Origin of the sequence: Sphingorhabdus sp. SMR4y, assembly GCF_002218195.1 — a bacterium.
Lineage (GTDB): Bacteria > Pseudomonadota > Alphaproteobacteria > Sphingomonadales > Sphingomonadaceae > Parasphingorhabdus.
Window position 1 is genome coordinate 1,565,046 of the sequence record NZ_CP022336.1, and the last position, 14,860, is coordinate 1,579,905.

9 protein-coding genes are annotated in these 14,860 nt (G+C 61.4%); 6 read left to right on the plus strand and 3 right to left on the minus strand.

Translation table 11 applies throughout. The features are described from left to right. Positions 1–84 precede the first annotated feature (84 nt). Both SPHFLASMR4Y_RS07425 and SPHFLASMR4Y_RS17060 read left to right on the plus strand, forming a co-directional pair. On the plus strand, positions 85–714 hold the full coding sequence (locus SPHFLASMR4Y_RS07425) for a peroxiredoxin (RefSeq protein WP_089132969.1): 630 nt from the start codon (positions 85–87) through the stop codon (positions 712–714). 254 nt (positions 715–968) lie between these two features. Next, positions 969–1,121, plus strand: coding sequence for a hypothetical protein (locus SPHFLASMR4Y_RS17060; protein ID WP_186266071.1), 153 nt, complete (start codon positions 969–971; stop codon positions 1,119–1,121). Between the two features lie 143 nt (positions 1,122–1,264). Here the strand turns inward: SPHFLASMR4Y_RS17060 and SPHFLASMR4Y_RS07430 are convergent, their stop codons facing one another. Beyond that, entirely contained in the window at positions 1,265–2,146 is an 882-nt protein-coding gene (locus tag SPHFLASMR4Y_RS07430; protein ID WP_089134754.1) for an OmpA family protein, read from the minus strand. Positions 2,147–2,478: 332 nt separating this feature from the next. Here SPHFLASMR4Y_RS07430 and SPHFLASMR4Y_RS07435 point away from each other — a divergent pair, with 332 nt between their 5' ends. The 4 genes from SPHFLASMR4Y_RS07435 to glnA all read left to right on the plus strand — a co-directional run bounded on the left by SPHFLASMR4Y_RS07435 (position 2,479) and on the right by glnA (position 7,934). Next, positions 2,479–3,639 carry a sensor histidine kinase gene (locus SPHFLASMR4Y_RS07435; protein WP_260807114.1) on the plus strand — a complete coding sequence of 387 codons (1,161 nt, stop codon included), beginning with the start codon at positions 2,479–2,481 and terminating at the stop codon, positions 3,637–3,639. A gap of 136 nt (positions 3,640–3,775) precedes the next feature. Next, entirely contained in the window at positions 3,776–5,899 is a 2,124-nt protein-coding gene (locus tag SPHFLASMR4Y_RS07440) for a PQQ-dependent dehydrogenase, methanol/ethanol family (protein ID WP_089132970.1), read from the plus strand. Between the two features lie 237 nt (positions 5,900–6,136). Continuing rightward, positions 6,137–6,475 carry a P-II family nitrogen regulator gene (locus tag SPHFLASMR4Y_RS07445; protein WP_089132971.1) on the plus strand — a complete coding sequence of 113 codons (339 nt, stop codon included), beginning with the start codon at positions 6,137–6,139 and terminating at the stop codon, positions 6,473–6,475. Positions 6,476–6,521: 46 nt separating this feature from the next. After that, on the plus strand, positions 6,522–7,934 hold the full coding sequence (gene glnA / locus SPHFLASMR4Y_RS07450; RefSeq protein ID WP_089132972.1) for a type I glutamate--ammonia ligase: 1,413 nt from the start codon (positions 6,522–6,524) through the stop codon (positions 7,932–7,934). 501 nt (positions 7,935–8,435) lie between these two features. On the opposite strand, the gene SPHFLASMR4Y_RS07455 is transcribed toward glnA, so the two are convergent. Further along, positions 8,436–12,605, minus strand: a complete 4,170-nt coding sequence (locus SPHFLASMR4Y_RS07455; protein WP_089132973.1) for a translocation/assembly module TamB domain-containing protein — start codon at positions 12,603–12,605, stop codon at positions 8,436–8,438. Next, positions 12,606–14,699, minus strand: a complete 2,094-nt coding sequence (locus SPHFLASMR4Y_RS07460) for an autotransporter assembly complex protein TamA (RefSeq protein ID WP_186266072.1) — start codon at positions 14,697–14,699, stop codon at positions 12,606–12,608. Positions 14,700–14,860 lie beyond the last annotated feature (161 nt).

The following is a 14,860-nucleotide window of genomic DNA, read 5'->3' on the forward strand; positions in this document are numbered from 1 at the left end:
GTTCACTTAATGTAATTGAGTAAATGAATTGGATATTTCCGGATCGGGGCGGTAAAAGCTCTTCACCATCAGAAAGGAAATGACATGACATTGCATATTGGAGACACCGCCCCCGACTTTACCGTCGACACCCAGAACGGCGAGATCAGCCTGCACGACTGGGCTGGCGACAGCTGGGTTTTCTTCTTCAGCCATCCGGCCGACTTTACCCCGGTCTGCACCACCGAAATGGGGCGCACGGCGCAGCTCGCCGAACAGTTCGACGCGCGCAACACCAAGCCGCTCGGCCTGTCGACCGACACCGCCGACGAACATCGCAAGTGGATTGCCGATGTCAACGACACGCAGAATACCAACCTCACCTTCCCGATTGTCGCCGATGCCGATCTGGCGATCGCCAAGATGTACGACATGATCCATCCCGACGAGAGCGAGACCGCGGCGGTCCGGTCGGTGTTCATCATCGATCCCGACAAGAAGGTGCGGCTGACGATGACCTATCCGATGAGCGTCGGGCGGAATTTTGACGAGATCCTGCGGGTCATCGACGCGCTGCAGCTGAGCGACCGCAAGCGGATCGCGACGCCGGCCGACTGGCAGATCGGCAAGGAAGTGATCATCCCGCCGTCGATCAGCGACGAAGAGGCGAAAGGCCTATTCCCGCAAGGCTGGACCGAGCACCGGCCCTATCTGCGGACCACCGACGTCAGCTAATCGCGCTGATCTGCCCCTCCCCAGACAGCGCGACGCCAGCCCGGCGGGCCTCCCTAGCCCGGCAACCGGGCTGGCGATTGTCGGGCGTTGATGCGGGAAGAGGCGAGCGTGCGGAGGCTGGAACGCGGGGCTGGCAGGGCTGATATGGCCGGAAAGACGCGGCCACAGGAGGCTGTCGCGCTTTTGGTTTACAGTCTTCGGTACTTACAATAAACTGTTGAAACGCCGTATAATTGTTCGGAGAGGAACAGGGCATGTCGAGTGAGAATGGAGAGGGTGGATCACCCGCCGACCGACGCAAAGGGGACCGGCGGGTCCATGACGATCCAAATTACAAGGGACCGGAACGCCGCCGCGGAGAGCGGCGCAAGGGGGATCGCAGACGCGAACCGCGCCACGGCGGCTGAACCGGCTGCCGCGGGTGTTGCCCCGGCCGGTTTCAGCGCCAGACGAAAAGGCAACGGGGCGGACATCGCCGCCCCGCGCTGTGGATCGGCCCGGTTGCCAGGCCGGTCCGTTCAGATACCGGCCCGTTCAGATACCGGCCCGTTCAGATACCGTCCAGGCCCTTGCTGACCAGGATATTGACCGCGACGCGGCGGTTCTGCGCCTTGCCGCTGGCGGTGTCGTTGCTGGCCATCGGGTCGGCTTCGGACATGCCGGTCGGAGTCAGCATGCGATAGGGCTTCCAGCCGCAATTTTGCTGGATATAATTGACCACGCGGCTGGCGCGTTTCTCGCTGAGCTGCTGGTTATAGTCATAATCGCCGGTCGAATCGGTATAGCCGACGACCAGGATCAGCGCGTTGTTCATGTCTTCCGCGGCCGCGGTGGTGGCGCACAGGTCGGCCTTGCCGCTGGCGGAGAGCTTTGCCTTGCCGGTGTCGAAATAGACGTTGGTCGTGCCCTTCACATTATACTGGTCGATATCGCTGACCCGGCTGCGCAGCGCTTCGGTCGCGGCGCTCTGTTCGGCAAAGCCCTGCTCCGTGGCACTGTGGATCATATTGGCGGTCTTGAGATCGCTGTCCTTCAGCCTGATCTCGCTGGCCACCAGATCATTGCCCAGTTGCACCGTCTTGACGGTGACCGGCAGGCCGTTGAGCAGCGCTTCGCCGCCGAGGCTTTCACGGCCGAGACCGAACAGGCCCTTGCTGGCCTTGATCTCGGTCACTTCGTTGAAACCGATGACGGTCCGGGTGCCATCGTCGGTCGCGATCTGCAGCCGGTCGTCGCGGCGGGCCGAGATGATGCCTTCCAGTTCCGGCCCGGCGGGGGCTTCGGACATCGCCGTGGCGAGATCGATTTCCTGCTGGCCGGAAACGATGATATCCTCGCCGGATTCCTGCTGCGCCAGCAGGCTGCCGGGGGTCAGCAGAGCGGCGGAGGCGAGCAGGAGGCCTGCGGTCCTGGTGTGGGAAATGCTGTTCATTATTCTTCTCCTTTGGTCGAATCTGTCCGGCTGAACCGTGCGCGTGGCAGTGGCTCCGGCCGGACCGGTGATGATGGGACGCCGCCTGTCAGTCTTCCTTTCGGTTTGCGGCGCGGTCGGGGCGGCCCTGGCACCGCCTGTGAACGAATAGCCATCCGACTGGCCGCGCCACCCTGTCGCCCGGATGAACATAGCGGCAAAACAGGCCGCTTCTGCAGGCAGCCCGAGCGGCTGTTGCGGCGAACCGTTTCCCGGCGATGCGCAAAAGCGGTCGAGAGGAGCCCGCGGTGCGCCGGATGTGCGGCCGGTAGTGCGCAAGGGCCAGTGAAAAAATGGCGGCCGTCATCGGAGTCACTTTCTTCTGCCGGTCATTATGCTATCGCAAGGCGATGAAACCCGAACTCCATCCCCAGGAGGCCGAGCGCCTCCGCGAACTGCGCCGCTATGGCATACTCGACACCGACCGCGAGCAGGCGTTTGACGAGATCGTCGAGCTGACGGCGCAATTGTGCGATGCGCCGGTGTCGGTGGTCAATTTCATCGACGAGGGACGGCAGTGGTTCAAGGCCGAGGTCGGGCTGGGCGTGCGCTCGACGCCAATCGATACCAGCCTGTGCGGCCATGTGATCCTGCAGGGCGATTTTGTCGAGATTCCCGACACGCTCGCCGATGAACGGATGGCCGACAATCCGCTGTGCACCAGCGAAGACGGCTTCCGCTTCTACGCCGGAGCGGTGCTGAAGGCGGCCAACGGCCTGCCGCTGGGCACGCTGTGCGTGCTCGACAACAAGCCGCGCGTGCTCAGCGAACAGCAGCGCAAGGTCATCCGGATCCTCTCGCACCAGGTGATGCGCGAACTGGACCTGCGCCAGGCGCTGGAAAGGGAGCAGGTGCTGCGCCGCGAAATCGATCATCGGGTGAAAAATTCGCTGGCCTCGATCGGCTCGCTGTTTTCGATGAAGGCCCGCGCGGCGCCGGACGAGAAAGTGCGGCTGGCGCTCGAGGATGCAAGCCTGCGGATCCGCTCGCTCTCCTCCCTGCACGCCGAACTGCACGATCTGGAACAGGGGCAACTGGTCGATCTGGCCTCGCTGTTCCGCCGCGTCAGCCTCGATCTTCAGCAATTGCTGCCCGACGGGGTATCGCTGTCGGTCGCGGTAAGCGGTGATCATGCCAGCCCGCATCTCGCCAATGGCCTGCTGCTGATCTTCAATGAATTCGTGTCGAACAGCGTCAAGCACGGACTCGCCGATGCCGGCGGCACGATCGCATGCGAGATTGCGATAGAGAATGACCACTGGTCGATTGTCTGCAGGGACAACGGATCGGCCGGCCCGCAGGATGCGGAGCGGGCGGCTGCCAATTCGGGGCTGGGAACCAGGGTCATCAGTTCGCTGGCCACCTCGCTCGGCGCCTCCATTGACTGGCAGGCAGACGGGAGCGGCATGGCACTGCGGCTGGCCAGTATCGCCGACCAGGGAAGCAGCCGGTAGCAGGCCCGCAGCCTCGGCGGGACGGATGCGCGCAGCCGCCTGCCACCCTATAAGCCTTGACCATCGGCCCACAGCTTAGCTAGTCAGTTAAATTGCACGGACGGCAGACCGTCCGGCGGGATACAGGAGACGGGTGATGCGCAGGCTGGGATTTTTATTGGCTCCTCTATTGCTGGCGGCTTGCCAGAGTCAGACCGGCGATCCCGTGGCTCCGGACGCGGTGGTCAATGCGGACTGGGACAATATCGGCTTTGACGCCAAGGAACAGCGGCACAGCCCGCTCACCCAGATCAACGACGGCAATGTCGGCGACCTCGGCATCGCCTGGTACCAGGACCTGCCCGATGCCCGCGGCCAGGAAGCCACACCGGTGGTGGTCGACGGCAAGCTCTATATATCCACCGCCTGGTCAAAGGTCTTTGCCTATGATGCCAAGACCGGCGAGGAGCTCTGGTCCTATGATCCCGGCGTGGCGGGCGAAAAAGCGGTCGACGCCTGCTGCGATGTGGTCAATCGCGGCGTCGCGATCAGCCGCGGCAAATTATTCTTTGGCACCATCGACGGCCGGCTGATCGCGCTCGACGCCAATACCGGCGCGCGGCTCTGGGAGACCCAGACCACCGACAACAGCAAGCCCTATACGATCACCGGCGCCCCGCGCGTGGTCAAGAATATGGTGATCATCGGCAATGGCGGTGCGGAATTTGGCGTGCGTGGCTATGTTTCGGCCTATAATGTCCGTGACGGCTTGCTGAAATGGCGCTTCTACACCGTACCCAATCCGGAAGGAAAACCGGACGGCGCCGCGAGCGACGAGATTTTCGCCAAGGCAGCAGCCAAGACCTGGGGCGATGGCGAATGGAAGGAATCCGGCGGCGGCGGCACGGTCTGGGACAGTATCGTCTATGACGAGGATCTCGACCAGCTCTATTTCGGCGTCGGCAATGGCAATCCGTGGAACCACGGGCTGCGCTCGGGCGGCGAAGGCGACAATCTGTTCCTCTCCTCGATCGTCGCGGTTGATCCCGACACCGGCAAATATCTCTGGCATTATCAGGAAACACCGGCCGAGACCTGGGACTATACCGCGACCCAGCATATCATCCAGGCCGAGCTGCCGATCGACGGCAAGATGCGCAAAGTGCTCTATCACGCCCCGAAAAACGGCTTTTTCTTCGTCATCGACCGGCTCGACGGGACACTGATCAGCGCCGAACCCTTTGTCGAGGGAATCAACTGGGCGGAAGGCTATGACCTAGCCACCGGCCGGCCGATCGAGAATCCCGCCGCCCGCTTCTACAAGACCAAGGAGCCGTTTGTCGCGATTCCCGGCGCGCTGGGCGCGCACAACTGGCATCCGATGAGCTATAATCCGGAAACCGGCCTCGTCTATATTCCGGCCCAGCAAGTCCCGCAGGGCTATGAAGTACCGGTTACGGAAATAGACAAGGCGCGCGAGCGGCTTGGCTTCAACGTCGGTATCGGCTGGGCGATTGGCCAGTTGCCGGACGACAAAGACGTCTACAAGGCGGCCGTGGCCGCAACCACCGGACGGCTGGTTGCGTTCAATCCCAAGACCGGCAAGGTCGAGTGGGGCGTTGATTATCCCGCCGCATGGAACGGCGGCACGATGACGACCGCAGGCAATCTCGTCTTTCAGGGCACCAGCACCGGCTTCTTCAAGGCCTATTCGGCGGACAAGGGCACGGAATTGCTCAGCCTGCCAATGCAGTCGGGTATCGTCAGCGCGCCTTCGACCTATATGATCGACGGCGAGCAATATGTCGCCTTCCTGACCAGCAAGGGTGGTGCCTTTCCGCTGGTCGCGGGCGTTGCCGGCGGAGTCACCCGCCAGCTTCCCAATATTCCGCGGCTGGTGGTGCTGAAACTGGGCGGCACGGCGCAACTGCCTGCGCTTCCTGAAAAGGGCGAAGTGGTCTGGGATCCGCCGGTGCAGATCGGCACCCCGGAACAGGTTGCCGCCGGCAAGGGTCTCTACGGACGCAACTGCCTCGTCTGTCATGGCGACAGCGCGATCGGCAACGGCTTCACGCCCGATCTGCGGGTCAGCGGTGTATTGCCCGACACCGAAGCCTGGGCCTCGATAGTCACCGGTGGAGCGCTCAAGCAGCACGGCATGGTCGGTTTCGGATCGCAGCTAAGCGATGCCCAGGTCGAGAATATTCGCCACTATGTGGTGAACCGGTCGATCTGGACCAAGGAAAATCTGCCCGAGATGACCGCGCCGACACCGCGCTAATCTGGCGGCAACCGCCTGCCCAAATATTGGTCATGCATCGCGATAAATGCCTGTTTTTTGAGCAGCATTGTCAGTCGTTCGATAAGCGATTAGCAATGTAGCCAAGCATTCCGGCGATTCTGTTCGCGAATCGATTCTGGCATGGTAATTGAATAGCATCGGGCAATTGTGCCCGGCCGAGGCGGTTTTTTCCTGTTCGGAAAAATTGCCGAGGGAGCGGTACACGGGAACGTAAAAATGAAAAAAATCGAAGCCATCATCAAGCCCTTCAAACTGGACGAAGTCAAAGAAGCACTGCACGAAGTCGGTGTGTCCGGAATTACCGTGACCGAAGCCAAGGGCTTTGGCCGGCAGAAAGGCCATACCGAACTTTATCGCGGCGCTGAATATGTCGTCGACTTCCTGCCCAAGGTGAAGCTGGAAGTGGTCGTCGAAGACAGTCTTGCCGACCGCACGGTCGAGGCGATTGCCTCGGCGGCCCAGACCGGCCGTATCGGTGACGGCAAGATTTTTGTCATTCCGGTAGAAGCCGCGCTGCGTATCCGTACCGGCGAGCGCGATAACGAAGCCATCTGATCTACCTTCAGACCAACCCAATAAACCAAAACCAAGGGACTAAATAATGGGCAATACAGCATCCGATATTATTAAAATGATCAAGGAACATGAGATCGAGTGGGTCGATGTTCGCTTCACCGATCCGCGCGGCAAATGGCAGCATCTGTCGATGTGCGCCGACGTCATTGACGAGGATGTGCTCGAAGAAGGCTTCATGTTCGACGGCAGCTCGATCGAGGGCTGGAAGGCAATCAACGAATCCGACATGATCCTGCGTCCCGATCTTGACGCGATGTACATGGACCCGTTCTCGGCCACCCCGATGATGATCCTGGTCTGCAACATCGTCGAGCCCGGCGACGGATCGCTGTACAGCCGCGACCCGCGTTCAACCGCTGTTCGCGCCGAAGCCTATCTGAAATCGACCGGCATCGGCGACACTATCTATGTCGGACCGGAACCGGAATTTTTCATGTTCGACGACGTGAAATTCGAGGACGGCTATGACCGCTCGGGCTTCAAGATCGACGATATCGAGCTGCCGACCAACACCGGCCGCGATTATGATGTCGGCAACATGGGGCACCGCCCACGCGCCAAGGGCGGCTATTTCCCTGTCGCTCCGGTAGACAGCTGCATGGACATTCGTGGCGAAATGGTCGCAACCATGCTGGAAATGGGCCTGCCGATGGACAAGCACCATCATGAGGTTGCCGCCGCACAGCACGAACTGGGCATAACCTTTGGCACGCTGACCCAGACTGCCGACCGCACCCAGGTTTACAAATATGTCGTGCAGCAGGTTGCCCATGCCTATGGCAAGACGGCAACCTTCATGCCGAAGCCGATCAAGGAAGATAACGGCAGCGGCATGCACACCCATATGTCGATCTGGAAAGACGGCAAGCCACTGTTCGCCGGCAATGAATATGCCGGCCTGTCGGAAATGTGCCTGCACTATATCGGCGGCGTGATCAAACATGCCAAGGCGATCAACGCTTTCTCCAACCCGACGACCAACAGCTACAAGCGTCTGGTTCCCGGTTTTGAGGCACCGGTGCTGCTCGCTTATTCGAGCCGCAACCGTAGCGCATCCTGCCGGATTCCTTATGGTGCCGGCGACAAGGCGAAGCGCGTCGAGTTCCGCTTCCCCGATCCGTTGGCAAACCCCTATCTCAGCGCCGCTGCGTTGCTGATGGCGGGCCTCGACGGTATCGAGAACAAGATTCATCCGGGCGAAGCCATGGACAAGAATCTCTATGACCTGCCACCGGCTGAGCTGGCCGAAGTCCCAACCGTCTGCGGTTCGCTGCGCGAAGCTCTGGAAGCACTGGAAGCCGATCACGAATTCCTGCTCAAGGGTGACGTTTTCTCGAAAGACCAGATCGACGCCTATGCCGAGCTGAAATGGGAAGAAGTCAGCCGCTTCGAAACCACGCCGAGCCCGGTCGAGTTTGACATGTATTATTCGAGCTGATCTTTTCGATCAGACTGGAAACAGAAGCCCGGGGCAAGCGATTGCTCCGGGCTTTTTCTTTTGATCTATTGAGGGGAATAGTCCCTGATGGTCGGGGCTGCCGCCGGGCGCGTTAACTCGGTCCGAAAGCTGAAGTTTCCGTTAATAAAAAAGTGACTTTACCTTCCGTATCCTTTGAATTCAGGCAAACCAAAACAGGCTTTTCATATTCACGCTTGATTGTCGGCTCGTGAGTTTTCGCGTCCATGATATTCAATTCAGTGCTCCTTTCAGGATTGCTGCTGTCGACCGGATGCCGAGATCAGCAAGCTTTGTGCAGATATTACATGGTCTGAATCTACAAAAATTTCGTTTCCGTTCAACGAAAAAAGAAGCGACGGGAATCACTGTAACAGCTTCCGGTCCTTCGCGGACAGCAACCGGGGCATGATGGCGGCGGCGCGTGACCGGATCGGCTGCAAAATGCAGGCCCGCCTTTCGCCACTCTGCCTTCTGATAGCTTCAATAATCCTTGCTCACCCGCACATTGGCGCTTTGCCGGCCGAGGGTCGAAATACTCGACAGGATCGACAGCCAGCGGGTGATCTGGAATTCCAGCTGGGTAGCGCTATAGCCCTTGCCGTCGGTGATCAGTTCGACATAGACCCGGCGGGTGATATATTTGCCAGCGGCAATCGATGTGCCGGTACCGGTGTCGGTGTCGGAAGGCAATATCCGCAACCGGTCCAGACCGACCGCCTTGCGCAGCTGATTGATCGGATCAAGGCCGCCACCGCTGTTCAGCGAAGCCACGGCTGCGGCAAGCTGGACCGCTTCAGGAGCGGACAGGTCGGCGATCGAAGCGCCGAACAATATGCGCGACAGCAATTCATCCTCGGGCAGAGCCGGGATGCTGGTGAACGCGATCTCCGGCTGGTTGCCGGTGCCGGTAACATTGATTGTTGCGTTGAGGCCGGTCAGATTGGCTTCGGCCTCGATGTCCAGAGTCGGATTGACCGGCTGGTTGCCGACGAAGCGGATGGCGCCGCGCTGTAGCGTGAAGCGCCGGCCGGCGAACGTATAATTGCCGCGGATCAGATTGGCGGTGCCGACCATCGCGAAATTGTCGACCGGCCCGGAAATCCTGAGGTCGGCGCCCCATTCGCTGTCCAGCCCCAGACCTTCAACCCGCAGGCGGTTCGGTGCCTTGGCGGTCAGCGCGAATTGCCAGGGGCGGCTGCGGGTTACGACCGGCCGTTCATCCGCGCGCCGGTTGATCTCGCGGGTCTTGATATCCGGCAGGCTGGCCGTCGCGCTGGCCCGGCCGAACCGGAAGTAGCTGCGGTTGAGCAGCACATCGCCGGAAATCAGGCCACCATTGACCGAGCTGCGGATTTTGATCGGCCCGGTCACCGTGGCGGCGAAATCATCGCGGGCGATCAGCGCGGCCTGTTCGGCATTGACGTCCATCGTGATGCCGATGCCCTCACCCGGCGCGACCGCGAAGTTGAAACTGCCACTGCCGCTGACCGTGCCGCCTCCCGCCGTGGTGCCGGTCAATTCCGGCAGCACCAGCCGCGAGCCGTCGAACTGGCCCACCGTCCGGATGTTGGAAATGACGGTACCGGTGAGCGGGCTTTCGAGCCGCGCGTTGCTGGTGCGCACCTGTCCCCTGATTTGCGGATTGGCGAGACTGCCGCTGACATCGGCGCTGGCGGCGACCGGACCGGTCAGGTCGAAGGTTTCGACACCAGTAAGCCGCCACAGGCTTTCGGCACCGCCATTGAACCGCGCTTGCGCAAATAGCGGCCTGCGGATCAGCTCATCCTGCCAGTTGCCGCTGCCAAGACCGGTCACTCGCCCCTGGAACCGGCCAATGGTCTGGCCTTCGGGGGACTTGATGATGCCACGCGCCGCTGCGTTGCGACTGGAAAGCGCAATATTGAGGCCAAGATCGACCGGCGCAGACGTGAGAATCAGACCGGAGCGGGTCAGCCCCTTGACCGTGAGTCTGGCTTCGCCGACCGGCATCCGCGCACCCGACTGGGTCAGCTTGACCGTGCCGTTTACATTGCCGCCCAGCCCGAGATCGGGATAGCCGATGTCGATCAGGGACAGCGGCATCTTCGCCAATGACAGGTCCAGCCTGGAATCGCCGCTGCCCCAGCGACCGGACAGCCTGGCACTGCCGCGTCCATAGTTGATCGTGGTTGCCGAGACGGTCCAGCCATCGTCAACCCGCCGCAGTTCGAGCGGCTGCGCGAGACGCAGGTTGCGGCCTTCAAACTGTCCGGTGCCGGAGATCCGGTAGCGGGCCGGCGTGATATCGGCCTTGGCCTGAAATTCAAAAGTGCTGCCGCGTGTCCCGGCGACAGTGAAGGTTGCCGAACCGCTGCCGTCGGTCAGCTTGGCATTGGCGGCGACCCGGCCGATGATCAACTCGCCACGGCTGATCCCCTGGGCCCGGAGAGTGGCGTCTATATTGGACTGGCCGTCGATCAGCACGATATCTGCGTCCACCACGGCGGTGCGGATGAAGATCGGTGGCTCGCCGCCGAACCGCGCATTTTCCGCCTCGAGTTTGGCACGGATCAGCTGCTGTCCGTTGCCGGGGCGGAACAGGATATCGCCATCCACCCCGCCACCGCTGACCGCGAGCCTGCCGGCCAGGCCGTCGGCGGTTGTCCGGATCGTGCCGCTGGCCAGCGTGTCGGAGACCAGCAAGCGGTCGACCCGTACCGCGGTGTCCTGGCCCGGCGTGGTCAGGATCATCCCGTCGCTGCTGAACGGTCCCAGCGTCGATCCGCCGGAAGCGACATAGGAGAATCCACCCTTGACCGGATCAAGCTGCAGGCTGACTGCCGAGAGCCCAGCCGCCGGCAGCGGGCTGTCGAGCAACAGCGCTAGCCTGGGCCGGTCAAGAGCTCCGTCGAGTTTCAGGTCAAAGCGGCCATAGCTGTCCTGCCTGCCCGATCCGCGGAAGGTAAAGGTCGCCGCCCCGGTCTGACGGCCCGATCCCCGGAAAGAGAGTTTCGGAGCCGACACGTCGAGATTGGTGAAACGCAGCAGCCCGTCCGGTCCAAGCGCGAGGCCGGTCTGCAATTGCGGGAGGCCCCCGGCGAGTTCGCGCAAGAAGCCGATGTCGAATCGCCGCATGCTGGCATTGACCTGGCCGTCCAGGGCGAGCCCGGTCGGGGCCGGACGCAGATTTATCGCGGCCACGATATCGGCAACCCCGACGCCCTGCACTGCAAAACCGGGCGCATTGGCATCGATATCCAGGGCAAAATCGCCGGTCGAGGGACGCAGCTCCAGATCCAGCGTGCCCTTCGCCGCATTGGTCGCCACCCTCGCCCGCTCGGCGAACAGCAGATCCTTCTCGTAGCGAAGCAAGGCGGTCGCGCTGAAGCCGGAAAGCAATTGCTTCAGCAATTCGCCATTCCCGATCACCGTCCCGACCGAAAGCTTCACCGGAATGTCCCAGCCGCCGGCATCGCGCTGCCCTTCGCCCTCGCCGCGGACATTGGTCAGCAAGGTCTTGCCCAAGGCCAGTTGCGGCGCGGTCAGCAGATATTGATAGCGCAAGCGGGATAGCTTGCCGTTGAGCAGCGCTTTCAGCTCGAAATCCTGCGCTCTCATGTTTGCGGCCAGCGCGGATGGATCGGCGAGACGTGCCTCCAGCCGCATCGCATCCAGACTGTTGCGGGCCAGATCGATCCCGCCCGTCGCGGTGAAGGACAAGGCAGCGGAACGCGCCTGAAGGTCGAGCGCCACAATCCGGTCCGCCAGACTTGCCGTGCCATTTATCAGCAGATCGGGCGATGCGAGCCTTTGCGCCGCCCCTGCCGGGAGCACGGAAGCGGTCAGCTTGCCATCATAGGAAAACTGTCCGTCCTTCGCCTCGATCGTGGCTTGCACCAGCGTCTGCGCGTTGCTGAGCGCGATCAGTTCGCCATCCCATTTTTGCCAGCTGCCATCGCCTTTCAGGGTCACCGCAAGGTCGCGATCCATGCCCAGAGCAGCGGCTATCGCGCCACCGGCAGGAGCGATGATTTCGGCATCGATATCGAGCTTCTGGCGTTCGGGTTCCGCGTTCAGCGCGAGCAGCAGCTTGTCGCCGCTGCGCGTCGTGGCGGCGTCCAGGCGCACCATCGCCCGACCGGCCCTGATATCAGCAGAACCGGACAGATTGGCAAATTGCTCGCTGCCCGCAATGGCTTCCCCGAGCGCCAGATTCTCGGCGCGAAAGGCACCGACATACATATCGAAACCGGGGAGCAAGGGACTGTCCTCGCCACTATCGATCAGTTCCGGCAAGCGATCAAGCCGCCCCTTCAGCACCAGCGCTTCGGAAATATTCAGCTCGTTGAAAATCCAGGCCAGCGGGTTCCAGTCGACCGCCACGGTACCGGCGGAAAAAAACTCGCCCCTGGGATCGAGCAGGCGCAATCCCTGCACCTTGCCTTCGCCGTATATTGACCCTTCGATGTCCGCGATCCGGATACGCAGACCGTCCTCAGGTTCCAGCGCCTCGACCTGGTCAATGATGAAACGATGGCCGGAATCGCTGTCCAGCCACATTGCCCCGCCAACCAGGCCGAGCAGGACGATCGCCGCAAGCCCGAACAGGCCGCGCAGGGACCAGCGCCAGATCGGCAGCCTGGAGCGGCTATTGTCCCCGGTTTCCGTCATCTAGAAGGCCTGCCCGAGCGAAACATAGACCGCGATGCGCGAATCACCGGGTTGCGGATTGATTGGCGTACCGACGTCGATCCGGATCGGTCCGAAATCGCTGTAATAGCGGACGCCGAGACCGGCACCATAGCGCATCCCCGAAAAATCCGGGGTGCTGCTGGTGTAGACATTGCCGGCATCGATGAATGGCACAACACCGAAATTGCCGCCAAAAAAGCCGGTACGCACGCGCGCTTCAAGCGAAAACTCCACCAGCGAACGACCGCCGACCGGATCATTATTGGCATCACGCGGGCCGATGCTCTGATAACCATAGCCGCGCACCGAACCGCCGCCGCCGGCATAAAGCCGGCGCGACGGCGCGATCCGGTTGTTGCCGGCTCCGACGATCGTCCCCAGCCGCGTCCGGCCGGCCAGCACGATCTTGTCGGAAACCGGGAAATAGGCCGATCCGTCGAACTGATTGCGGACATAAAAGAAACTGCCATCCTGCAGCGATGCTTCGGGGGCAATCCGGGCGCTGAGCCTGAATCCCCGGGTCGGATCAAGCAAGTCGTCACTGGCATCAAATGTGACCAGACCCGGAAGCGCACCGATGAAATAGGTATCCCGGCCCGTCGCATCCGTGGGGCCGGTAACATCTTCTTCACGCGAGGCAAGCAATTCGACCCCGAGCGACCAGCTCCAGCGCTTCTGGTAAATCAGATTGCTCTGGCGCTCGATATTGGCCGCGACGGAAAACGTCTGGGCCTTGAATGCCGGACGATCGACAATGCTCAACGCGGTGCGTCCGTTCAATATATTGTCGCGGCGGCGGTAATTGTTGCGACGAAAGGAAAGGCTGCCCGACTGTTCCTGGGTAGCGAGCACCGCGGTCGCGCGGATCAGACCTTCCGGCGGGAAGAAATTCCGGTGCTCCCAGCTGACTTCCGCACGAGCGCCTTCGCCGGTGCCATAGCCCAGCTCACCGGCCACGGTGCGCAATGGTGCCGGAGTCAGCGCTACCGCAACATCCACCGCTTCCGGATCATCGGCCGCGACCGGGTCAATGGCGATCGTCGAAACCAGACCGGTTGCGATCAGCGCCCGGCGCAGATCCTCAAGATCCGAGGCCTGATAGATATCGCCGGGCGCAAAGCGGGCGATCATCTGGACATGGTCGGCATCGAACAAATCCGTCGGTGCCAGCACGATCGAGCCAAAATTATAGCGCCCGCCCGGCGTCACCTGTACTTCCAGATCGCCGAGCCGCTCCGCATGGTCGATTTCCAGTTCCGGTTCTCCGGTCTCGGCAAATGGATAGCCATTTTCGGCCATCGCACCGTCGATCCGGCCGATCGCTTCCATGATCCGGTCGCTGTTGACAATATCGCCCGGCTGCAGCCCGAAGCTTTCGCGAAAATTCACCGGATCGGGAGCAACCGCCGATTCCAGACCAGGCAAGGCAATGGTATCGAGCTTATATTGCGGTCCGGCCTGCACCCTGATCACCACATTGATCCGCTTCGCCCCGTCGGCCTCGAAACGGGTCTGAACGACCGCGTCATAATAGCCTTCGATACGCAGCAGCCGTTCGACGAGATCGGCATCGCTTTGCGCGCGCCGCCTGATCTGCGCAAAATTGGCATCGTCGCCGCGATATTGTTCGAGCACCGACAATATATCAAAGCGCGTATCAAAGGTTTCTCCGATCGCTTCGGGCAATCCTTCGAAACTGATCCCGTAGGCCGTCTCTGCCAGCGCATCGGTCGGTCGAAATTCATCGGTCGGTGTCTGTTCGGCCAGTTGCTCTTCAACAGGCGGGATATTCTGATCGCCGGTCTCGCCTTCGGCTGTCTGCCGCTCAGCGCCGACATCCTCGCTCTCTGCGACCAGCGGCTGCGCCTCCTCGTCGAGATCGGGCCATTCTACACCAAAATCGGGGAATTCGGTCAGCGGTTGATCCGGATCGAGCGGCGTATCAAAATCCGGTTCGTCCGCTGCGCTGATGCCCTGTTGTTCCAGGCTTTGCGCATGGCCCGGCCCGATGAGCGAACCCATCAGCAAAACACCCAGCATGCCAAGGCAGCGACAATATGCGGTCAGACCCATTAGCAGTCTCTTTAGCGGTGGATGAATCGCGATGCCAACGAATAAGCGCGTTTTTCCGACAAGCATTTCATTTTGCGCGATATTCCGTCCAGCCAGCCAAGGACTGCCAGTTTCATAGCTGGCTTTAACCGCATATTAACCATGATAAGCCATATTCCATC

Bases quoted from the DNA above. Each gene is read 5' to 3' on its own strand.
- SPHFLASMR4Y_RS07425 (WP_089132969.1), top strand. From the start codon at position 85: ATGACATTGCATATTGGAGACACCGCCCCCGACTTTACCGTCGACACC.
- SPHFLASMR4Y_RS17060 (WP_186266071.1), top strand. From the start codon at position 969: ATGTCGAGTGAGAATGGAGAGGGTGGATCACCCGCCGACCGACGCAAA.
- SPHFLASMR4Y_RS07430 (WP_089134754.1), bottom strand. From the start codon at position 2,146: ATGAACAGCATTTCCCACACCAGGACCGCAGGCCTCCTGCTCGCCTCC.
- SPHFLASMR4Y_RS07435 (WP_260807114.1), top strand. From the start codon at position 2,479: ATGGCGGCCGTCATCGGAGTCACTTTCTTCTGCCGGTCATTATGCTAT.
- SPHFLASMR4Y_RS07440 (WP_089132970.1), top strand. From the start codon at position 3,776: ATGCGCAGGCTGGGATTTTTATTGGCTCCTCTATTGCTGGCGGCTTGC.
- SPHFLASMR4Y_RS07445 (WP_089132971.1), top strand. From the start codon at position 6,137: ATGAAAAAAATCGAAGCCATCATCAAGCCCTTCAAACTGGACGAAGTC.
- glnA (WP_089132972.1), top strand. From the start codon at position 6,522: ATGGGCAATACAGCATCCGATATTATTAAAATGATCAAGGAACATGAG.
- SPHFLASMR4Y_RS07455 (WP_089132973.1), bottom strand. From the start codon at position 12,605: ATGACGGAAACCGGGGACAATAGCCGCTCCAGGCTGCCGATCTGGCGC.
- SPHFLASMR4Y_RS07460 (WP_186266072.1), bottom strand. From the start codon at position 14,699: ATGGGTCTGACCGCATATTGTCGCTGCCTTGGCATGCTGGGTGTTTTG.